We start from the raw sequence: 24,320 nt of genomic DNA on the forward strand, positions 1-24,320 counted from the left end.
TCGACTCACTAATTTCTTGCGTCAAAAACTATAGGTAAGGTATAAATGACACCAACAGGAACTTGACGCTGTAGGCCTGGTTCCATTTTAGGAATTTTATTAATGACACGATTAGCTTCTTTTTCTAAAGCAGGATGTGGCCCTCTAATTTTAATATCTGTAACATTACCGAATTTATCTATGGTAAACTGTGTAGATATTTTTTGCCTTCCCGAAATACCATATTTAGATCCAATGTCTACATTAAATTTATTTCCTATTAATTTCGTGATTTGGTCCGACATACATTTTCCACGATCATCATTAGTAGTGTATTTCTCACACCCAGGATAAACAGGAACTTTTTCAATTAATGTGAATGGCACAAATACAGGTTCATCTATTATTTTATCATCAATAAGATGATCAATATCAATAGGCTTATCAACAAAAGGCGTTGGATCTGTAAAAATAAGGTTTACTGGGTCTTTTAGCACAATATCATCTGGCACTTCGGTAATCTTAGTGGTTAATACGACACTTCTTACCTGCTCCTTTTTAATTTCAGGAGTGATCTCGGGCTCTACTCTAAACTTATCCACATAATCAATAACCGCTAATTCATTGTCTGGGTAGGAGTCAATGACAATGACCTTCTGTTGAAACTTCATTTCAAAAAGTGCATACGTACCCAATAAACAAAGAATCAGTCCTATTTGGAAATATAGGCTTGAGTTTTTTTGTAAATTTGCATCATGCTTTTGTGATTTCTTTGCTTCAGTAGTGCTCTGACCAGCAACACCGAAGTCTTTGTTAGAATTTTTCATAATATCTATTATTTAAATGTTAATATTATGTCAAAGTCACAATAAGCATACCAAAACGAAAATCCCGCTCAATTAAGTTTGAACGGGATTTTTATATAAGAAAAATTTCTTTTTTCGTCTTAGTCTTGTACTTGGAAAACAATAGGAATAGAGAATGGCATTACCACAGCTTTACCTCTTTGTTTACCTGGTTGCATTTTAGGCAATTGACCTATAACACGTTTTGCTTCTTTCTCTAATCCTGGGTGTGGACCACGAGCTACAATACTAGTTATGTTACCAGATTTATCAACTTTAAATTGAACGAAGATTCTCTTTTTACCAGGTGGTAATCCTAAATCTCCAGCTAAATCTGTGTTGAATTTTTTTCCAATAAATTTATTAACCTTATCATTCATACAGTCTTTTTTAGCTGCATTTCCTTTTTCCTTTTCACAACCTGGAAAAACCGCAACATTTTCAATAACTGAGAATGGCACCTCTAAATCCTCTTCCACTTCTGCTACTTCAACTTCTTCAACTTCAACAATTTCTGCTTCCATTTCGGTTTCAGTCGATTCTATAACAGTTTCTTCTACCTCTTCTTCATCTTCAACAACCTCAATAATTTCTGGAGCTGCTGGTGGCGGTGGTGGCGGTGGTGGCGGAGTTACAATTTGTTCTGTAATTGGCACTTCTTCGTCTAATTCATCATCTAAATTTAACGAGTCAGCAATAACATCTACTTTATCGTAAGTTTTATAATTGATTGCCAAATAGGTTATCCCCATCATTAACGCAAGACCAACAGCAAAAAACAGCGAGCTGTTTCTACTTACATCCGATTTCAGATTCTTTTTAGGTTCCATAATATAATTTTTTAATACAACTTCGCTAATTTAACTAAATAATAGTAAAACAAACAAGGCTTTGGGTTAATTTAATTTAGATATATTTATTTTACTCGCAATTAGCGTACCAAAAATGGCACCAATACTATTTGCAATTAAATCATATGTATCGTAAGTTCTGTTAGGATTAACAAGATATTGTAATAACTCTAGTATAAAACCAAGAAAAATAGCTGCAAAACAAACTATAAAAAGTAATCGTCCCTTTTTATTAGGATTAACATATAATACCCACAGCAATGTTAATCCAAGATACGCAACAATATGAAATATCTTATCATCGAATGAAGTTCCAAAGCTCGGCACTCCATGCAGCGTAATTAAGCTCGCAATAACCAATGCCAACGTATAAGCTACAGACACTAGTAATAGCAATTTTTTAACCACTAATAAGAGCTTTATAATCGTCTGCAGATAATAAATCTTCTATTTGAGAGGCATCTGAAAACTTTAATTTAATCATCCAACCGTCGCCATAAGGATCAGAGTTTACCTTTTCAGGTTCGTCTTCTAAACCTTCATTAAATTCAATAATCTCTCCTGATAATGGCAAGAATAAATCTGAAACTGTTTTAACAGCTTCCACGGTACCAAAGACTTCTTCAACGTCTAATGTTTCATCTAAAGTATCTACTTCTACATAGACAATATCACCTAATTCGCTTTGAGCGAAATCGGTAATACCAATTGTAGCGATATCTCCTTCAATTTTGATCCATTCGTGGTCTTTAGTGTACTTTAATTCTGATGGTGTATTCATCTTTAATATGATATATTAATTATAAAGCAAATGTAAATTTTTAATAGCTTCAATTCAAACTTAATTGCCAAAATTATAACGCAACGTAATTCCTGATCTTAAAGATGTTTGTGGGAAGGATGTTGAAATTGCAAATTCTGAGAACGTATAATCAAAATAGAAAATAGCCGTTAGGTTCTTACTAAACGCGTAATCTGCATTGTATTTAAGTCCCCAAATGGTTTGACCTGCCGTAATTTGATTATTCTCTAAATCTAAATATCTAATAATCGTTTTGTTATCTCTTACGGTGACATCCAAACTCATATTTAAATCTGCTACAATAATTTGTTTTGGTCCCGCAAGTTGCGATCGAATTCTTAAATCTTTAAAGCGGTACCCTAATCCAAGTGTGTATTCTTTACCTTGAATTTCGGTCATTAAATTATTATCAAAACTTAGGGATAAGGTTCTATCTGTTTTTACTTCCGCTAAGACCTTAACCGAGTTTTTCATTTCAAAATCTAAACGCACTAAAGGACTAAACTGTTCTTCTAAGTTAATGTTGCTATATAGGGTTTCATTCTTAAAATTTCCTGCTTGGTCTAATGCATCTGCATTTGCAGGAGCTATAAAACCTAAATCTTTATCGTACTCTACATAATCTAAATTTGTTCTAAACTGATTTATAGTATAACGCGATCTGTAACCATGCTGAACTGAGAAACGCTTAAAGGTTTTCTTAAACCAAGGTAATTTCATCAACCCTGTATATTTTAAGGTCCAATTCGGAATAGGAATATCTCTAAATGCATTGGTGCTTACTTTTTCTGGATCAGTACCTTGATAAGCTGATAAGAAAGCTGGTAATAACACACGTTGGCTATTTTTACCAAACCCTTCTGGGTACCCTTCTGCATCGGTGCCATATGGCGTTGCCCCGTAGAAGTTTCTTGCTAAACGGTTAGCAATAACTAATCGGTTAGCCCTAAAGTCATTAAAAGCAGCCGATTCATTTTCATCACTTTTGCTAAATGCTGTTTTAATTAATGCGGTTGAAATCATAAAATTCCCAAAAGAATTAGTGATTAAATCTTCATAGGTATCACTTAAACCATCACCATCATTGTCTATTGTTCTAAAACTTTCCGAGATGTTTTCAGCATAGGTTCTGTTTCCTGTTAAGTCTATTTTTAAATCGCGCATTGGCTCTACGTTGACCGAATAATCGAGCGTCTTATTTTCTATCTCTGTGTATTGCTGATTAAAATCTGGAAACGTAGTTAACCATCCATTATTAGCCGCCAAACTTCTTATGTCTTGTTGACTACCAAAAGTATAACCTAAAGTAGGTTTTAATGTCCCAACAAAACCAGGTGTTGGTAAGTAACCCGGTAAATATGTTCCGTTATTTTCAGCATAACTAAATTGAACTCTCTTCACCATAGTGGCCACATCAATTAAGGTATTGTATGCTTTTTCTCCTGTACTTGGCTTATTAGGATCATCTGCTTTTGCATCTTTGTTATCTTCAGCGTCTGGTGTCCCAGAGCGCTTTCTTACTGCTGTGGTTCTTGTTCTTCCTCTAGCATTTTGATTCCCCTTTTTAACTAACCCTAAAGTTTTGTAAAGGGTCTCCATATTTAAGGTCGTATTAATATTGTGCGTATTAGAGTTCTGTATTGAATTCCCTAAATTGTAAGTGTTATAAACCCCTAAGTTATCAGGATCTTCAACTTGTAATCCTTCATTTAAATCTGATCCTTTTTGCCATTGAAACGCTCCATTATAAGCATAGGTTGCCCTTAAGAAACTTAAAACTGGTATTTTATATAGCGGTAATTCATAATTTACTTGAAGCTGTTGTGTTTGGTAATTAGGATCCCCAAAATCAAAAAAGCCATCCCAAACATCGAGTTCTGGATCTTGCAATCCGTTAATACGATCGTCAACAAAATAATTACGAACAATATTAGTATTAGATGCATTAAAGTTTAAACTCAAGGCATCTGTAAGATTATAGTTGATGGCATACTGAAAATCGAAGGTGTAATTTCTTCTGAATAATTCTTCGATACCAATATTACCAGCTCCTAATTCAACCTCTCTAAATTTCTGTTTGTTGAACTGCCTATTAATATCTGTATTTACAGAAAAATTAGATGGTAATAGATTAAGATTGAAATCCTTTAATATTTTCCAATTTTTACCAGTAAATAATGAATCGTTCTTTTTAAAAGGTTCAAATTTTAAAGGCTCAAAGGCATAATTATAATTGGCTCCAGCTCTTACGGTTTGATCTAAGGCATTTTCAATTTCAAAATCACGATGTTCTACTTTGTTATAAGAATAATTAAATGTTAGATTTTCTACATCGTAAACACGAGGTTTAGAATCTCCTGTTTTTTGTTTTCTTACACCTATAAAGTTAATGCTTTTACGTTTCGTATAATCTTCAGATTGTTCTCGTATACGATCTTGTTCTGCATTAGAACTTGCTGCGTCTAATCTTGAATCTAATGTAAGGTCATTATAATACTGATCGAACTTAGGTGTCACCATTTCTTCACTCTGGGCATAGTTAAAAGGTAACTGAACACCCCATTTTTTTGGTAATAATTGACCTAATTGCACATTAGTTACTACATCGTATTGAGCTACATCTTCTAAACTTCGTTCACTTGGTCCCTGTTCTATACCTCCAAAACCTATTGTGCTTCTTCTACCTGTAGCGCTAACACTTGCGAAATCTGCAATTTTAGTATCCATGCTTAAAACAGCTGCCCAACCTCCTTCATTTTCCATGTCAGACATACGCAACTCATTAAACCAAAACTCACCACAAGAATTCATCCCCGTAGATCCAGAGTTTTTAACACCAACCATTAATACTCTAATATCTCCAAAATTTGGATTTCCTTTAATAGCAATACGTTGTTGCTTCTGCGTACCAACAATATCATTATATGGCGGGTCTAAAGTCGTTAATGCGGTTTCATCAAGCACACCATCTACCACATTGTAAAATGTAGGATCTTCATTACTTAAAGTCCCAGCAGAAATACCAAGTGCTTTAATTTTTTGTAAAAACTCTAAAGGAATATTTATCTCATTTTGCTCTGGCCAAACACGTTCTCTAGAGCTACCTTCTGCATCAGAAGACGGTAATAATGGTACTTCTATTTGGTAATAATTCTGAGTAAAATCACTACCCATTCTTATAAAAGCAATCATTTCGCCAGGTTCTAGCATAGAGCCTTCTTGAGCTTCTGCGTGTGTAAACATTCGTAGTTTTTTATACTGACGCATATCTACATTAATATTTTTATACACTCCACGCGAGTCCGTTGGTCTTAAATCACAAGCTTGAAGCACTAACGATTGTTCGTTCTGCCTTACAATAGTATTATTGTTATTTAGCTCTTCTTGCTCAACTCCTGGTGGACGTTCATAACCTGCATTATCTTGTACACCAACAACACCTACATTAAACTCGGCATTTGGACTATTATTTGCATCGTTATTATCTAAATCTAAGGTATAACGTCTCCAATCACTACGAACTAAATCTAAGGTTGCAAAACGCAATACTGTATTCTGAGTAAAATTAGACATATATAAACGCGCAAAACGAACTGATCTAATATCAGAAATTCCACCAATTGGTTCACGAATATCGCTTTCTGCAATAGGAATTCTAAATTGATACCATTTTACATCATTCCTAACGTCACCATTAGGTAAAACAACTTGAACATTTTCCTTAACGTCATTAATATAAGGGTTGTCTATATTTAAACTAGAAGGCGTAATATTTACCTCATACTGAAAATAACTATCAATAGTATTCATGGTATTATCCCTATTGATATCTTCTACATCTGGTTGTGTTGTAGAACCTCTATTCGTATCTGTAAAAGTCTCTGGCGTGTTACCTTCTGTACCGTTATATTTTTTATAGCGATTAAAAATATCACCATCTGTATTTAAGTAATAATTGTAATTATCATTTGATGGATCTTCTCCAAATTCTGCCCCAAATTCTGCAATCTCTTCTGCATCATTAAAACCATCAAAACCTACATCTTGATTAGTACGTTCTGCTCCTGTTGTTCCGAACGTATAGATTAGTGACTGGTTTTGTGGTACAACACCACCAAAATCAGTTCGAACTAAAGCTGATACATCACCATTTTCTGGTAAGCCGTTTTCAAATTGCTTTTTACCATCCTTCAAAATATCCTCTGAAATATTACCAAGATTTATGAATAATTTCCCTCCCGTATTTCCTGGATTATCTAGAAATGGATCTTGTACCCAAAATTCAATATATTCAACATTGGCTTGTTCAAAATCGGTAGATGTGATTTGCCTTGTAATACCTGCCCAACTTTTTGTTGGATCTAAAGCATTACCATTAGCTGCAGCCGGATCAAAATTATATGGACCACGTTCTGAAGGGTAATATGCTAAATCTAATGTATTTATTACCGAAGATTGCCCTTGCACGATATCTTGATTGAAAATCTCTTCAATAAAAATACGACGTGTATATAAATCCGAAACGTCATTATCTGTTATGCCACTTGGGCGTTGGTTACTATAAAAAATAGGATCAATAGTGTACCAGTTTAAAAGTGCTCTACCATAACCGCTTTCAATACTATTGGCATCACTTCCTGAAATCGTAGTTGGTAAATCCTTCGGTCTACTCGATAAAGTCCAAGACAACGGGCTTAATAAATTTATAGCTCCTTGCGTCCCTTCAAAATCATCAATGTAGGCGGTTGGTTCATTATTAAAATCGGCTCCACTTGAAGCACCAGGTAATAGATATGCAAATTCACCTCTTACTGAAAGATCAGAAGGAACATCTGTATCTATGTTTGGTAGTTTATTAACCATTCGCGTTAAAAACGGAACCTCTGTGGAGTAGTTTCCATTAAATCCAAAAATGGTATTGTTTATTGGTTCCGAATTAAAATTGGCCTTTTGTGTTATTGGTCGTTCATTAAGGTTTAACAAGGTTGCCCCTAAAACAAAATTCTCATTAAATTGATGTTCAACATTAATCCCTGTAAATCGTTTTGTCTGCTGACCAAAAACAGCATTATTTTCTACTGATACGTTAATTGGAGTATTAGATGCTTTTAAAGCTTCGTCTAAAATTTCTACACGTCCTAATTGATAGTTCACGGTGTAATCGACTCCTTCTACAAGTGTACGACCACCTGCAGTAACTGTTACCGAACCTCTTGGCACGTTAAAAGCACCTATAGGAATACCACTATCTCCACCACTACTTTTAAAACGCCCTTTTATTTGAAACTTATTCTTTTCCGCTTCATCTAAAGCTGCAGTTTTGGTAGATTTATAAAGTATATCGTAAACGTATTTTTTTTGGTTTTCGTTAAAACCACTTTGAGTATCTGAAATATCTTCATAATCTGAAGCGTTGTTATTCGCATTTCCATCGTCATCTAAAACATCGAATAAATAACGTCCGAAAGGCTCCGTTTTCGTAAAGATAATTTTACCATTCTGACTCAATACCGTCTGTCCTTCGACATAATCAAAGAAACCATCCCCTTGCTCTTGCGGATCGCCATTATAATTTAATTTATCTAAATGGAAGAGTCGAATCAGTGGTGTCTCTCTAATTTCGGTATCGTCACTGGTATTAACAGTGTTATTATCAAAGGTTGGAAATGGGACTTCAACTCCACCAACAACTACTGGTGTTATATAATTTAATGCAGAGGATTCTGTATAAAAGATATTTAATTTAAAATCTTCTTGACTAAGTTGAAATGCTCCGGTATCGTAAATGTTTTTCATCATCAAATCCCAAATAGGTTGATCAACCGAAGTCACCGCACTTTTAAGCATTTTCAGAATTAAACTTTGATTATTTACGACCTCATTACCAGATGTATTATCTACCGTCGTAGCATCGACACCATCATTAGCAAATTCACCTACTTGGAACACTTCACCACCAATGGTATATTGAAATGCAACAGCCAAAACTTCATCATTTAGTAGACGTTGATTTAAAGATATATATCCTAATTTTTCATTTAAAACATACTCTTGTCCTTCAGTTAACTTTCTTGCAGATTCTAATTTACCGTAATCAAAACCTTCATTAACATTAATATTTACACCTCCCTGTGTGTTAGTTATATTACGAACTGCTTCGGTCAATAATGATCCTGGACCTCCAATATTCGTTGGATCAAAATCATTATTTTTATTATTAGGTTTAGCCCCTGGGTTATTCACAAAACCTGCTGGTATAGGGTTAAGTCCAATGTTTTCTGCAGTAGATTCCCCTAAATCTTGAAAGGCTACAATATTCCTAACATTCTCAGTTTGATTATTTCTGTTTGTAACCCAAACTTCAACTCTTGTAATTTGAAGTCCTTGGTTATCTATAAAAGGATACTGTAATAACGATTTATCATACGTTTCGCTAAAATGCTGCGCTAAAAAGAAGTGTCTATTTTCATCGTAATCTCTCGCAAAAAACTCGAACTCCTCAACTGTTCCGCCTCCTTCTGCTACAACTGACTTAGACTGCGACTGCTGTTCTGAAAACACAGCTGTAACTCTAGTTTTACCAAATTGTAATTCTGTTTTTACACCAAAAAGACTTTGTGCACCTGTAATCAATGAGCTATTAAGTGGCATACTTACATTACCAACTTCGATCTTACGGATAATATCATCTTCGGTTGGAGTGTATTCTAATTTTACAATCTGTTGAAAATCAAATGTAGCTTCAGTATCATAATTTGCCGTTACTTGAAGTCGCGTTCCAACTTTACCTAATAAGCTTAAACTAATTCTCTGATCAAAATCAAAGGTGAAATTTGTTCTATTTCTTGGAGAAAAAGAAGGATTATCTTGTTTTGAGAATAACACACCCAAATCGACTTCCACAGACCCCTGTGGTATAACATTTATAGTGTTACCCCCGAATATGGTTTCAAACAAACCTGAATTCACATAAAATTCTGGCAATAAATTTTTCTGATCTTCTTCTGAACCCTCTTTTTGTCCAGCTTTAGCATCAGCCATTTTTTTATAATAGGCTTTTAATTTTTCTTGCAGTACCAGTTCTTGGAATTCCTCTGAAGTTAAAATTAAAGGATAGTTAATATTGAAATTTCCGATTTTTTGAGAATAGACATAACGGTCTAAAACAGGATCATAAGTATATTTTGAAATAATACTATTTGGATTTGGCATGTTTAATTTTCCAAATGCAAACGTGGTCTTAGTAGAATCTTGTTCTGTTTCTGTTTCTTGAGCAACAACTAAATTACCAATTAGCATTGTAAAAGCTAATATGCATAAATATCTATAGGAGAAGCGTTGCTTATGTAGAGTTATATTCAATTGCATTATAAGTTTTTTAGAGCTTCTTTAATAATTTGCTCCACTTGGGCATCTGGTTGGGCTTGTAAAATTTTATCGACAACTTTTTCGGATTGTTTTTTATTAAATCCTAAAACATCTAAAGCAGATAACGCTTCTTCTTTGTGTGTATTGTTTGGTATTGAAGAAAGTTCGTCTAGTCCATAGACTTTTAACACTTTATCCTTTAAATCAATAATAACACGTTGTGCTGTTTTTAACCCAATACCTTTTACACTCTGAATTAAAGCTACATCTCCACCTGCAATACCTTCTTTTACTTGATCTGGAGATAGTGATGACAGCATTGTACGTGCTGTATTTGTACCAATACCACTTACAGAAATTAATAGTTTGAAAATTTCGCGTTCAACATTAGACGAAAATCCGTATAAACTATGTGAGTCTTCCCGTACTTGAAGATACGTGTAAAGTCTTAAATGCTCTTTGTCTGGAATTTGAGAATACGTATGTAATGAAATATTAATAAAATAGCCGACACCATTGCAATCTATAACAACGTCTGTTGGATTTTTTTCTACAAGTTTACCCTCTATGTGTGTAATCATTTATAACGAAATGTTGAAAAACCAAATGTAATAAAATTATTTTCATTAGAACATATAGAGACGTAGTATGAAAGCTATATATAATTATAGACTACTTTCAAGAAATAACGCATTCTAAAGTCAATGATATAAACCTAAATTTTAAACGTATGCCTAGTGTCTTTTCTCTCGTTCTTGAGCATCAATAACTGCAATTGCTGTCATATTTACGATTTCGTCTACACTTGCTCCTAATTGTAAAATATGAACTGGCTTGCGCATTCCCATCATAATTGGCCCAATTGACTCACTGTTATTGAGTTCCTTCAATAATTTGTAGGTAATATTTGCTGCATCTAAATTCGGAAAAATAAGGGTATTTACTTTTCGACCTGCTAATTTTGAAAATGGAAAAATATCTTGTAGCATTTTTGCATTAAGTGCAAAATCAGTTTGCAATTCACCATCAACCACCATTTCTGGATAAGCTTTATGCAAATAAGCTACGGCTTCTCTCACTTTTTCTGCTCTTGGATTCTCTGAAGACCCAAAGTTAGAATACGAAATCATTGCGGTTACGGACTCTATTCCAAACATTTTTGATACTCGTGATGTCATACGAGCAATTTTAGCCAAATCTTTAGCCGTAGGATCAATATTTATAGAGGTATCGCTTAAAAACATTGGACCGCGTTGGGTCATCATTACATTAGTCGTTGCAACTCTTGTAACTCCGTCCGCCATACCAATTAACTCTAACATTGGTCTAACCACAGAAGGATAATTACGAGAATACCCCGTAACAAGTGCATCAGCATCTCCTTCATTCACCATCATTGCCGCAAAGTAATTACGCTCTCGCATTTTCTTTTCGGAAGAATAAATAGTAACTCCCTGACGTTTTCTTTTTTTCCAATAAGCCTCCGCATATCTATTTTTACGTTCGGTCTCTTTATCTGATTTTGGATCTATAATTGCAACATCATCGGCAATAAATTCAATCTCCTCCATCAATTCTAAAATGACTTCTTTACGACCTAAAAGGATTGGATGTGCAATGCCTTCTTCGTATGCAATTTGAGCGGCTTTTAAAACATCTAATTGATCTGCTTCTGCAAAAACCACACGTTTTGGATTTGTTTTTGCTCTACCAATCAACATACGAACTAACTTATTATCTGAACCTAAACGTTCTAATAATGAGTTTCTATAACGATCCCAATCTTCTATAGGCTCTTTAGCAACTCCACTCTCCATGGCTGCTTTTGCAACCGCTGGTGGCACTACTGCGATTAATCTTGGATCAAATGGTTTTGGAATGATATACTCTTTACCAAACGTTAGTTTTGTTTCCGCATAAGCGATATTCACTTGTTCAGGAACAGATTCTTTAGCTAAATCAGACAACGCTTTAACAGCCGCCATTTTCATAGCTTCGTTAATTTTTGTTGCTCTAACATCTAAAGCCCCTCTAAAAATAAAAGGAAATCCTAAAACATTATTAACTTGGTTAGGATGGTCACTACGACCAGTTGCCATAATAATATCATCTCTAGTATCTATAGCTAATTGGTATTGAATTTCTGGATTTGGATTTGCCATGGCAAACACAATTGGATTTGCCGCCATAGTTAACAACATCGCTGGTGTTACGATATCAGGTTGTGACAAGCCTACAAACACATCCGCATTTTGCATGGCCTCTTCTAGAGTATCGATTCTACGATGCGTTGCAAATTCCGCTTTTTCAGAAGTTAAATTAGTTCTATCATCCCTAATAACACCTTTACTATCTAACATTACTATGTTTTCACGCTTAGCTCCAAAAGCCTGATATAAACGTGTACACGAAATTGCAGCTGCGCCAGCTCCACTAACAACTATGTTAACTTCATCTATTTTCTTTTTAGAAATTTCTAATGCATTTAATAATGCGGCTGCCGAAATAATAGCCGTACCATGCTGATCATCGTGCATGACAGGAATATCTAATTCTTCCTTTAAACGACGTTCTATTTCAAAGGCTTCAGGTGCTTTTATATCTTCTAAATTAATACCTCCAAAAGTTGGTGCAATATTTTTTACCGTTGCAATAAAAGCTTCTACATCTTCCGTATCAACTTCGATATCAAACACATCAATATCTGCAAATATCTTAAAGAGCAAACCTTTACCTTCCATAACTGGTTTAGAGGCTTCTGGTCCAATATTTCCTAAACCTAAAACGGCGGTTCCGTTAGAAATAACGGCAACAAGATTTCCTTTGGCCGTATATTTATAAACATTTTCTACATCTTTAGCTATCTCTAAACAGGGCTCTGCCACACCTGGAGAATACGCTAAAGATAAATCGCGTTGTGACGCGTATTTTTTAGTAGGTACAACTTTAATTTTACCAGGAGTAGGTTTGGCGTGATATACTAAGGCTTCTAAACGTCTGCTTTGTTTGCTCATAATTTGAATCTGTTGGCTATTAAATAAAGTTCATTTAATATAAGCTGCAAATATAAGAAAATGAAAGCTTGTCACAGATATCAAGATTTTTATAAATTAGTGTTCCCTTTTAATAATTTCTTTATTTTTTCACTAAATTATTAATCTAACCTTTACTAAATGAAAAAAGCACTAGCATTATTAATCGTTATTTTAACCTTTAACACCTATGCACAATCCTTAAAAAAGTTCAAACTTATAGATGAAGACAGTGGTATTGTCATTCCATTTGCAAATATTATTTTTAATGATACGTCTTATAAAGGGACTGCAACGGACATTGATGGTGTCTTTTTTGTCAACGCTGACATTAAAAAAATCACCATAAGTTATGTGAGCTATGAAACAAAAATCTTAGAAATCGCCAATATAAAAAGTGAGACCATTACACTTAAGCAAGCCGTTAGTGAATTAGATGAAGTGGTTATTGATAGAGAAAATCCTGCGCATCGTATTATTAGATTAGCGGTAGCCAACAAAGACCTTAACAATCCTGAAAATCTAAACTCCTTCACCTATAAATCTTATGATAAAGTTTATGTAGATATCAATGAAAACCAAGACTTAAATGATTCGCTTTCAGAGGATACTTCTTTTTTTAAAGACTCTTATTTTTTTATTACAGAAACCATTGCCAAGCATAAATATCTAAAACCAAGATTTACTGAAGATAGTGTTATTGCGAGAAGAACATCAGGTTTTAAAAATCCTAATTTTGCTGTTTTAGCCAATAGTTTTCAACCCTTTTCTTTTTACGACGATCATATTTCCCTTTTTGAGACAGACTATCTTAACCCTATTTCGAAAGGCAGTACGAAAAAATATAAATTCAGATTAAAAGACGAATATGTAAAGGGGCAAGACACCGTATTTGTTATTTCTTTTGAACCTAAAGCGAATCGCAACTTTGAAGGTTTAGAAGGATTACTTTACATCAATTCTAATCAATATGCAGTAGAAAGCGTTGATGCATCAACTTATAATTCCGGAAAAATTGATTTTACAATTCAACAGAAATATAAATTTATAGACAACGATTATTGGTTCCCTGAACAGTTAAATTTCGTGATTATTCTGGGCGAAGGCTTTGGCAGTTTTAAATACGTTGGGAAGAGTTATCTGTCCGAAATCACCACAAACACACCATTAAAAAAGAAAGATTTTCCATTGGTTTCGCTCACCTTATCTGAAGATGTTGAAGGTAGACATTCTCAATACTGGGATCAATTTAGAAAGGACACGCTAGATGCAAAAGAACGGCGTACCTATGTGTTAATAGACAGTATTGGAGACAAAATGAAATTAGACAAGTTTTTAAAATGGGCACCTAGTTTAGTTAAATGGCGCATACCCTTTAAATATGTTGACTTAGATCTTAAAAGCCTCGCTACCTACAATAAGTACGAAGGTGCAAGATTAGGACTGGGCTTGTATACCAACGACGACATTTTTAAACATTTGTCTATTGGTGGTTATGGTGCTTATGGATTTAAAGACCATACTTGGAAATATGGAGGAGAGGTTTCAGTTGATGTGCCTGGAGACAAAGATATTTCTGTAAGCTTGAAATACAAGAATGATTTACGCGAAACAGGAACCTATTCTGGAAATACGATTGATAACCCGTTTGTACAACGCAATTGGATTGCAAGTCAAATGGATGCTATAGAATCCTTTAGTATTCATACAGAGATGAAACTTTTACGAAATATGAATTGGGATTTAGGTTTTAATACTGCTGATGTAACACCGCTTTATGATTATCAATTTATGAAAAACGGACTACCAATGACCAAGTATACCAATTCTGAAATCAATGTTGGTATTGGCTATCATGTTAACGAAGAACTCGTAAGAAACTTTGGTGTTACAACAAGACTACCGAGCGATGCACCGGTTTTTAAGCTTATGTATTCGAGAGGATTAAAAGGTGCTTTTGATAGTGATTTCAGTTATAATAAATTACGATTTACTTTAGACCATAGCTTTATAACTAAAGGACTTGGAAAAACAACATATCGCTTAGACTTGGGTTATATAGATAGTGCGCTTCCTTATGGTCTACTATTTACCGGTGAAGGTACTTTAGATAAAAAAATTCCTTTTGTGGTGAAGGATTATTTTCAAACTGTAACACCTTATGAGTTTTTATCGGATCGTTATGCAAACGTATTCACAACACATAATTTCGGCAGATTATTTAATAATAAAGGCTTGTTTCAACCCGATGTTTTACTTTATAATAATCTGGGAATTGGAAGTTTAGACCATACGTCCTACCATCAGAATATTGAATTTAAAACTAAAGATGAGTTATTTTTAGAAACAGGTTTAGAGCTTCAGAATATTATTAAAATTCCGTATTTAAATATTGGTTACTTAGGAATTGGTGTGGGTGCTTTTTATCGTTATGGATATCACAACCTTGATAAATCCAGCGATAATTTTGCTTTTAAATATTCCGTTGGATTTACTTTTAAATAGAATTAAAAACTCATAACTCTATTCTCATTTCCTTCATTATATGTTATAATAAACTTATAAGTTTTAAGATTTCCTTGTAATTGAGCAAAATCTCCATTATTAGACCATTTGATATCTATTTCATTATCCAATGAATTATTAATTTTTACAATTCCCAAAAATGCTTTTGAAGTATTTCTTAGTCTAATTAATTTAAGTTGATTTATAACAATATCTGTTTTAAGTCCGTCTTCAATATCTTTTGGTGATAATGTTGTTCTATTTATTTCTTTATGACCACCTGTACCGCCTTCGTCCGCAGCTTTATAATTGTTTTTTCCAGCAAAAATATCGAGATACCATATCTGTGGAATACCAGGCATAAATAATTGAATTGCTCTTGCTAACAATAATTTTTGATCATCCTCACCTAAAGCACTAAAAAACGTTGCATTAACTTGATAATACGAGATTTTATTTCCAGACGGATCGTAAAGGTTTTTTACACGCCCACCTCGCTCTAAAACAATATTCATAACGTCCTCAATCTCTTCATCCTCAAGTAATCCTTTATTATATTTACCATTAACTTCTTTTCCTTTTAAATCTAAAACAGGAATGCCGTCATGGCAACCTAACATATTAACGGTTTTGTATCCTTTATCGATGATTTCGTTAGCCCATTTTAAAATGGCTTTATTTGTACCTTTCTCTAAGGTATGAATTACTAATCCTGGCAAGAAAAAATCATAAATTTGATATCCCTTTTTCGCAACCTCATCATGCAAGTTTAATCCGTATTCTGCGTGTATTTCTGGTAAAAGTATAAGATCATTTTTCTGCGCTATTTGGTTAATACGTTCTAAATGATTCCATGTTCCTGGTTTATTAAAAAAATTAGATTCCCCAATTTCTTTATGTAAATAAGCAAAAGCATCTAGTCTTAGAATTTTACACCCAAAGCTTTTTACTTTAGCCAGGGTTTCTCCATAAAAATCCCAAACCAATTCAGAATTTGCATTAACATCCATCTGCCCTAAATAGGTGCAATTTCTATCTACAACTTTTGATATTTCGGATTTCAAATGATTGCTTTCTCCAAAGTCAATGGTGTTTATCTTTCGATTTTCATCTATAGCCTTATTGACTTTTTCTACTAATACTACTTTGTTGACATTATTAAATTCTTTAATATCCTCTAAATCAGCTACCGATATTTTATTGTAAGTAATTTGCTGATAGAACGTATTCCAGTATGGCTGTTTTGAACCATCTGGAAATGGGACTTTTAATATAGGTAAACCCGATTTTCTCATAAATAATTTATCGAGAAATTCTTTATGAGGAATTACAATTCCATCCTTATTTTTTACACCATGACCTTCCCAAAAGGTATTCCAGTTAATAAAAAAATCTTTGTATTTAGAATCGTTACCATGCTCTAATAAATCCTTAAATTGTGGTGAAGCGACTGATAAGTGGTTTAGAACAATATCAAATTTCAATAAGATATTGAGAGCCTCTAATGCTTCTAAATCTTCTTCTAAAACAAGTTCTTTGTTGAGGTTATAATCAATAACAGAAAATCCTCGATCTAAATCACTATTAAAAAATGTAGGTAACACATAGAATAAAGAAAAGGCATCTTTAAACTCTGGCATTTTAAGCATTTTAATAGTATCGCTTAATTTTTGACCTATACTATCTGGATAAGCATTAAGCATTACACCATTAAAAATCTCACGGTTATCTTTTTTATGCATGGCAGTCTCTTACTATAATAGTTTGGATAAAATATCGATATTGTCAGGCAATCTTCCTACATTTTGAAGTTTTAAAGCTGCTAATTGTAAAGCGACTTCTAAACATTCTTTTGCTGGTTTTTCTTTTATATAAGCAAACAAAAATCCTGACCAAAATGCATCACCAGCTCCAGTTGCATCCATAACATTTTCAACTTTAATTGCTGGCATCTGAATAGTTTCTTTTTCTTTTTCGGCAAGTTTAACCCCTTTGCTTCCTAATGTTAAACATATTGTATCAACACCTTCATTATGAAAAAAATCAAAGATTTCGCTATGAGGCAATGTTCTCCCAAAAAGTCGTAACATATCATCTTCGCTAATTTTTATTAAAGGATTAAATTTACAATAAGCTTTAATTATACTTAGCGCTTCTTCTTTATTTTCCCAAAGTTCATCTGCATAATTAATGTCTATACTTAATTGGCAACCTAAATTAAAGGCTTCTTCTGCCTTTTTTAAAATAGTTGTTTGCGCTGGATTTTTACTCAGTGCAAAACAAGTGGTGTGAAAAATATTTGTTACCGATAATAATTCTTTTGGAATTTGGCTTTCTGAGATACGATAATCCGCTTCTCGATAAGGTATAAAATCTGGCGTACTTTGAGTTCTCGATACAAATATGACACTAGTTGGCGTTTTATCAATTTTAAAAATCGATTCTGTATTAACACCAACTTCATTTAATCGTTCAAAAACGTATTCACCAAAGCCATCATCACCAATACTGGCTACCATTCTAGAATTTAACCCCAACCTTGCCGAATTCATGGCCACATTTGTGGGTGAACCTCCTAAATACCTGTGATAATCTCTTGTGTTGTTAATAAGAACATCTTTTTGATGCCCGATAAAATCAATCAATACCTCGCCAACACACAAGATATCTATATTTTTAATACTATTTTTCACAATAAATTTAATTCTTAATTATCAATAAGATTTTCTTGTACATAATCTTTTGGCTGCTTAAGGCGAATTGCTAATACTCCCGCAATAAGAAAAAATACTCCTCCAAATAATATCGCATTTACAGCACTATTATTTAAAAGATTCTTTACTATAGGTCCAAATGTTACGGTTTGTATTCCCATTGGAATTACTATCATCATATTTAAAATCCCCATATAAACACCTCGTCTCTCTTGAGGTACAATTTTAGAAACCATAGTATATGGAATACCCATCATTGCCGCCCAACCAATCCCAAATAAAATCATTGGTATTAGCACTAACATTGGATCTTTTATATACGGAATTGATAACATCGCTATTCCTGTTAAGAACAGACTTAAGACATACACTTTTTTTCCACCCCATTTTAAAGCTAAAGGCACTAATGCTAATGCAAAAACTATAGTGGAAATATTATAAGTTGTATTCATTTTAGCCGCCTGACTCAATGCTTGTGATTTATTAAAACCAATACTTTCCTCAAACATTGGCGAAATAAATTGCCAATATATAAAAAGCGCATACCATTGAAATAAATAAACTCCTGCCAGCTTCCACATAAATTTTGGCATATCCTTAATAGCTTCCCATATTTCTATGAAAGGAGTTTGTACACGTTGTGAAAAAGGTAAGGCTTTGTGTTTTTTAATTTCTTCTAACTCTTCAGCTTGTGGAGGAATTTCTGGTGTTTTTAAAACTGACCAAAGTATAGTAATCACTGATAAAATTGCACCTATAAAAAATGAATAGTATAACCAATTAGGAATAGATTTTACCGTTTCATCAACAACTTCTTGTCCTCCAAACCAATCTTGAAAAAGAAAAATAGAAGCATTGGCTAAAACGATACCAGCACCAACAAATAAACTTTGCATCTGATATCCAAAACTTAATTGCTTAGTTGGTAATTTATCTCCAACAAAAGCTCTATAAGGCTCCATTGCCATATTGTTACCAACATCTAAAATCCATAATAAACCAACTGCAAACCATAATGTTGGACTATAAGGAAAAGCAAACAAACACAAACTACCTATAAGCGCACCTATTAAGAAAAAGGGTTTTCTTCTTCCCCAACGTGGCGACCATGTCTTATCTGAAATTGCACCAATTATAGGTTGTACAATTAAACCTGTTACAGGTCCTGCTAAGTTTAATAAAGGCAAATCTTCTGGCAGTGCTCCTAAAAAAGAAAAAATAGGATTAACTGCTGTTTGTTGCAAACCAAAACTGAACTGAATTCCAAGGAATCCTACATTCATATTAAAAATTTGCCAGAAACTTAAACGTGGTTTTTTCTTTAACATTAGCCTTACTTTATTTAAAAGTATTATTTACTTAACTTCAAAATGAACCGTTTTAAGAAAAAAAGAGTCAGTGATAAAATATCAACACCAACTCTTTTACCAATCAATCAATCAATCTTAAAAATTAACTTACTCAAATATTAATACTTAATTAAAATTTATATTGAAGAGACAATGTAGAAGAACGACCACTAATTGACCGTGCTCTTACTAAACGATTATTACCGTATGCACCATCCCCATTTCCTTCAACCTCTGTAATACCAACGGTATCAAATAAGTTGTTTACACTTAACACTAAAGATAAACCTTCTGTTAAACCAGCTCTACCGATTAAATTAAAATATGCATATCCTGGCATAACTAAATCATTATCATCTTGAGCGTAAGACTTTGAGGTACCTAATACACTTAAACCTACAGAGTGCTTACTATTATTACCAAAATTATATGACGGTGCTAAATTATAAACAAAGTCTGCCTGTCTTCTTGGAGTATTGCCTTTGTTATCTCCACCATCAATTTCAGCTTTAGTCCAAGTTAAAGAACCATTGATAGAAAAATTATTACCAAAAGCTAAAGCTGTTTCTGCTTCAATACCTATGGCTTTAAATGGATTACCTACTTCTCTATTTAGTTCATTACTTAATCCTTCTTCTGTTTTACTCATAAAACCTGTTAGATTAAGTACTCCGTTTTTAAGTCTTTTCTTATAACCTGCTTCAAATTGTGACAATTCATCAAATTGAACGTCTGCTTTACCATCTGTACCATAACTATTTCGATCTGCTGCTCTACCTGACGCACCTGAACTATATCTTGCAAATACGGCCGAACCATCATTAATTTTGTAATTTAAACCCGCAGAATATGAAACAAAATTATAATCATCATTAATAATTTGACCGTCTGCACCTGATATAATTGGTACAACTTGCTCAATACCTTGTATTATACCATCTCCATTATAATCATACTCGTCTTGGCTAGTTGGTCCAGCTGCTATGTTACCATTTACTTTAACGTTCTCAAAACGTACACTTCCATCAAAATTTAATTTATCAGTAATATCAGCATCAACACCAACGTAAGGAGAGTTTACTGTATGTACTGTATTGTATTTACGTTGACAACAGTTACCCCAAACCGGAGTACCGTAAGAAAATTGGCCGTTTCTTGAAAAACCATCAAAATCAGCTAATCTAGCTTCTCCGCCTCCCTTAACCTCAGAAAGAAAAGAGCTCCATTGCCATCCAATTTTAGTGTTTTGAGTGGCCGTAAATAAACCAGCAGTAACACCAACGTTATCACCAAGCTTTTTAGACACTTTTACATCACTAAAAAAATTACTTAAATCTTCTACTGTTACATCAAACATATGTATAATTTGAGCCAAACCATTTGAAGGATTAAAAGCTTCTCTAGCACCATCTGCATAAACTAATGGTTCAGCGCCAGCTCCTGCAGCATCTCTTGCCATTGCTTCAATTTCAGCAACTGTACCAACAGCAGCAGTAAATGGGGCAACCCATTGTCCGCTATTGCTAGAGTATCTTGCTTTTCCTGATAATTTCCAATCGTTAGGTAAACTAAATGAAAATTCAGCTCCTAAAGATTTTGAGATTGGGTTATTACCATTTCTAACATCATTCGTGTGATTTTCCCCAGTAAAAGGAGATGTACCAGCGCTTTGTTGTAAATATGCTGAATGTGCAGAATCTGAAGTAATATCAAATCCTGGAAGATTAGAAAAAGTAGGATCATCATTACCACCTTCTAATAACATTGGCATTGGTAAATACATTACTGACTTGTCATTTAAAAATTTCGCATAAACACGCACATAACCACTGTCAAATCTTTTTGTAATATTTGCTTTAAACTGACCACCTTTGTTTCCTTGGTATCCAATTTCTCTTGGCCCTTCACCATTTCTCATAAAACCACCAAGATGATAAGAAAGTCCGTTACCTAATGGCGTTCCGTATTCAAAATCTAATCTACTAGTTTGATAATCTAAACCAAATGTAGTCGCTATTGAACCGCCTTCAGTAGTACCTGTTTTACTAATCATATTAATGATACCTGCTGGACCATTAGATGTTTGTGTAGATGCAGAACCACCTCTTATAGCTTCAACTCTACCAATGTTAGAGTCAATTCTTAAAAAGTTATCAGAATTTCCAAAAGACGTATCACCAAATAAATTTAATGGCAAGCCATCTTCTTGAATTTGAAAATATCTTGACCCTCCAGAAGAAACTGGAACTCCACGAACATTAAAGTTAGCGTTTCCTTCACCACCCGAAGATTCTGCACGTATACCTGGAATATTTCTAAAAAGCTCACCTGCACTTCTTGGTGCTGCTTGCTCTATAAGTTTAGCATCCATTGTAGAGACAGATACACTTGATTCTAGTTTAGATTTAGGGTTTACAACTCCTGTTATTACCACTTGATCTAAAGATTCAGAATCTTCTGCCATTATAACATCTACAGTAACATCAGCACCATCTATAGTAACTTCTTTTTTAAATGTTGCAAAACCGAGATACGAAGCTACTAAAGTATAAGTTCCGTTTTCAATATTTGTAATTACATAATTACCATCAAAATCAGAAACAGCACCTTTAGTTGTACCTTCTATAATTACATTAACACCTAATAAAGGCATACCTTCAGTATCCTTTACACTACCAGAGACATTACTTTGTGCAGATACCATGACAGTAATCATGGTAAAAAGTAAAAGTAAACTCCACTTGTTTTTAATTGATTTCATCCGTTCAGTTGTTTAATTAGTATTTTTAACGTTGATTATTTATCGAATTTACATTTATCATGCAAAAAAAATGAAAAATTCTTATCGAAAACGTTTTCGATTTAACGAAAACGTTTTCGATTCATACTTTCTTTTACTATTTTTAGACTTAATAATTATATATACTATGAAACAGGTAACACTAAAACAAATCGCAGAAACATTAAATTTATCTGTATCAACGGTTTCAAAAGCATTAAAAGATTATCCAGATGTCAGCAAGAAGACTAAACGTTTAGTAAAAGAAACTGTTGAACTGCTAAATTATAAGCCAAACGCTTTCGCTGTTAACCTAAGAACCAAAGAATCTAAAACGATAGGTCTTATCATTCCTGAGGTTGTACATCACTTTTTCTCTAGTGTTATAAAAGGTATTATTGCTAAAGCCGAAAAAAAAGGTTACCTGGTAATCATACTTCAGTCTAATGAATCTTATGAGCTTGAAAAGAAACAACTCGATTTATTATCGAGCAAAAGAGTTGATGGCATTCTAATATCCCTTGCCAACGGTACAGCCGATTTTAAACATCTTAATGATCTAATTTTACATGAACTACCCTTGGTTATGTTCGATAAAATCGCAAAAATTGTTAACTGCTCTAAAGTTATAATCAATGATAGAAAAGCAGCTTATACAGCAACTAAATATTTAATTGATTCAGGCTGTAAACGCATAGCACATTTTAGAGGACCGCTATTACCTCAAAACTCTATTGATCGTTTTCTAGGTTACAAAAATGCTCTTATTGAACATGGCATTAGTTATGATCCTTCTTTAGTTTACATTTTAAAAGACATGAGTTATGACGAAGGTGTACACTTTGCTGGACAACTTCTTAAAGATCATAATGACGTTGATGGTATATTTATAAATACCGATCTAGTTGCCATTGGTGCTATTACAGAATTTAATAGAATTGGGGTTAAAGTTCCTGAGGATATATCGATTGTTGGTTTTAGTAATTGGTTCATGTCTTCTGTAATATCTCCAACATTGACTACAATTGATCAACCAGGTTATGAAATGGGTAAGGAAGCCTTCAAACTTTTATACAAAGAAATTAAAAGACGAAAGGAAAATTTACCAATAAAATTTAAAACCGTGGAGTTAGAAACAAAACTCATTAAAAGAGCATCAACTAGAAATTAAGGTTTTAAAAACTCAATATTCCTCTCCAAACCAGCAAATTTAGTCCGCTTTACAGCCGATTTCTGAAACACTTTTTTAAAGGTATCTTCTGTAATTTCTTCCCAATCCTTTTTAGTCATGTCTAATAATTGAGGATGCGGATTAAATAAAGGCTCATTGTGTGGCTTACTAAATTTATTCCAAGGACAAACATCTTGGCAGACATCGCAACCAAACATCCAATCGTCAAATTTACCTTTAAATTCTGAGGGTAGATTTTCTTTAAGTTCTATAGTGAAATACGAGATACACTTACTACCATCAACCACATAAGGTTCTGTGATGGCTTCGGTTGGACAAGCATCTATGCATTTAGTACATGTACCACAATGATCAGTTGTTGCGTGGTCGTATTCTAACTCTAGGTCTATGATTAATTCAGCAATAAAATAGAAGGAGCCTATTTGTTGGGTTAATAAATTAGAATGTTTCCCTATCCAGCCTAATCCCGACTTTGCAGCCCAAGCTTTATCTAAAACGGGTGCTGAATCTACAAAGGCGCGTCCACCCACTTCTCCTATTTCATCTTGAATAAAATACAACAATGACTTAAGCTTATGTTTTATGACATGATGATAGTCGTTACCATAAGCATATTTGGAAAGCTTATAAGAAGTATCCGTTTGAGTTTCTGAAGGATAATAATTCAACAATAAAGAAATTACACTTTTTGAACCTTCAACAAGCAATGTTGGATCTAAACGCTTATCAAAATGGTTTTCCATGTACTGCATTTCGCCATTCATGTTCTTATTAAGCCAAGCTTCCAATCTCGGAGCTTCGGTTTCTAAGAATTCTGCTTTACTGATACCGCATGACAAAAATCCGAGGCGTTTGGCCTCTGCTTTAATAATCTCACTGTATTTGGCTTTATGGTTTAACACGA

General features: G+C 33.7%; 14 protein-coding genes. 2 read left to right on the top strand and 12 right to left on the bottom strand.

Annotated elements, in window-relative coordinates; translation table 11 throughout:
• Positions 1-8 precede the first annotated feature (8 nt).
• The 7 genes from BLT80_RS00105 to BLT80_RS00135 form a co-directional block, all read right to left on the bottom strand.
• Positions 9-806: an energy transducer TonB gene (locus BLT80_RS00105; protein WP_092465565.1), complete on the bottom strand. Its 798-nt coding sequence runs from the start codon at positions 804-806 to the stop codon at positions 9-11.
• Positions 807-925: 119 nt separating this feature from the next.
• Positions 926-1,654: an energy transducer TonB gene (locus BLT80_RS00110; protein ID WP_092465566.1), complete on the bottom strand. Its 729-nt coding sequence runs from the start codon at positions 1,652-1,654 to the stop codon at positions 926-928.
• A 66-nt stretch (positions 1,655-1,720) separates the two neighbouring features.
• Positions 1,721-2,071, bottom strand: a complete 351-nt coding sequence (locus BLT80_RS00115; RefSeq protein ID WP_175455515.1) for a VanZ family protein — start codon at positions 2,069-2,071, stop codon at positions 1,721-1,723.
• A gap of 4 nt (positions 2,072-2,075) precedes the next feature.
• Positions 2,076-2,456, bottom strand: coding sequence for a glycine cleavage system protein GcvH (gcvH, locus tag BLT80_RS00120; protein ID WP_092465568.1), 381 nt, complete (start codon positions 2,454-2,456; stop codon positions 2,076-2,078).
• A 60-nt stretch (positions 2,457-2,516) separates the two neighbouring features.
• Positions 2,517-9,845, bottom strand: coding sequence for a T9SS outer membrane translocon Sov/SprA (sov, locus tag BLT80_RS00125; RefSeq protein WP_092465569.1), 7,329 nt, complete (start codon positions 9,843-9,845; stop codon positions 2,517-2,519).
• Positions 9,845-10,426: a Holliday junction branch migration protein RuvA gene (ruvA, locus tag BLT80_RS00130; RefSeq protein ID WP_092465570.1), complete on the bottom strand. Its 582-nt coding sequence runs from the start codon at positions 10,424-10,426 to the stop codon at positions 9,845-9,847. The genes sov and ruvA overlap by 1 nt, the downstream gene beginning before the upstream one ends.
• A gap of 153 nt (positions 10,427-10,579) precedes the next feature.
• Entirely contained in the window at positions 10,580-12,859 is a 2,280-nt protein-coding gene (locus BLT80_RS00135; protein ID WP_092465571.1) for an NADP-dependent malic enzyme, read from the bottom strand.
• A gap of 159 nt (positions 12,860-13,018) precedes the next feature.
• Here BLT80_RS00135 and BLT80_RS00140 point away from each other — a divergent pair, with 159 nt between their 5' ends.
• Positions 13,019-15,382, top strand: coding sequence for a DUF5686 family protein (locus BLT80_RS00140; protein ID WP_092465572.1), 2,364 nt, complete (start codon positions 13,019-13,021; stop codon positions 15,380-15,382).
• Positions 15,383-15,384: 2 nt separating this feature from the next.
• On the opposite strand, the gene BLT80_RS00145 is transcribed toward BLT80_RS00140, so the two are convergent.
• From BLT80_RS00145 to BLT80_RS00160, 4 genes are all read right to left on the bottom strand, one after another.
• A complete protein-coding gene (locus tag BLT80_RS00145) occupies positions 15,385-17,124 on the bottom strand; it encodes an alpha-amylase family protein (protein ID WP_092465573.1) in 1,740 nt (579 codons plus the stop codon).
• A gap of 12 nt (positions 17,125-17,136) precedes the next feature.
• Positions 17,137-18,075 carry a carbohydrate kinase family protein gene (locus BLT80_RS00150; protein WP_245710053.1) on the bottom strand — a complete coding sequence of 313 codons (939 nt, stop codon included), beginning with the start codon at positions 18,073-18,075 and terminating at the stop codon, positions 17,137-17,139.
• 14 nt (positions 18,076-18,089) lie between these two features.
• A complete protein-coding gene (locus BLT80_RS00155) occupies positions 18,090-19,424 on the bottom strand; it encodes an MFS transporter (RefSeq protein WP_092465574.1) in 1,335 nt (444 codons plus the stop codon).
• Positions 19,425-19,575: 151 nt separating this feature from the next.
• Positions 19,576-22,206: a TonB-dependent receptor gene (locus BLT80_RS00160; protein WP_092465575.1), complete on the bottom strand. Its 2,631-nt coding sequence runs from the start codon at positions 22,204-22,206 to the stop codon at positions 19,576-19,578.
• A 166-nt stretch (positions 22,207-22,372) separates the two neighbouring features.
• Between BLT80_RS00160 and BLT80_RS00165 the strand changes: the two genes are divergently transcribed.
• On the top strand, positions 22,373-23,395 hold the full coding sequence (locus tag BLT80_RS00165) for a LacI family DNA-binding transcriptional regulator (protein WP_092465576.1): 1,023 nt from the start codon (positions 22,373-22,375) through the stop codon (positions 23,393-23,395).
• On the opposite strand, the gene queG is transcribed toward BLT80_RS00165, so the two are convergent.
• Positions 23,392-24,318, bottom strand: a complete 927-nt coding sequence (queG, locus tag BLT80_RS00170; protein ID WP_092465577.1) for a tRNA epoxyqueuosine(34) reductase QueG — start codon at positions 24,316-24,318, stop codon at positions 23,392-23,394. The two genes, BLT80_RS00165 and queG, sit on opposite strands and share 4 nt — an antisense overlap.
• Positions 24,319-24,320 lie beyond the last annotated feature (2 nt).

The organism is Winogradskyella thalassocola (assembly GCF_900099995.1).
Classification (GTDB): Bacteria; Bacteroidota; Bacteroidia; order Flavobacteriales; family Flavobacteriaceae; genus Winogradskyella; species Winogradskyella thalassocola.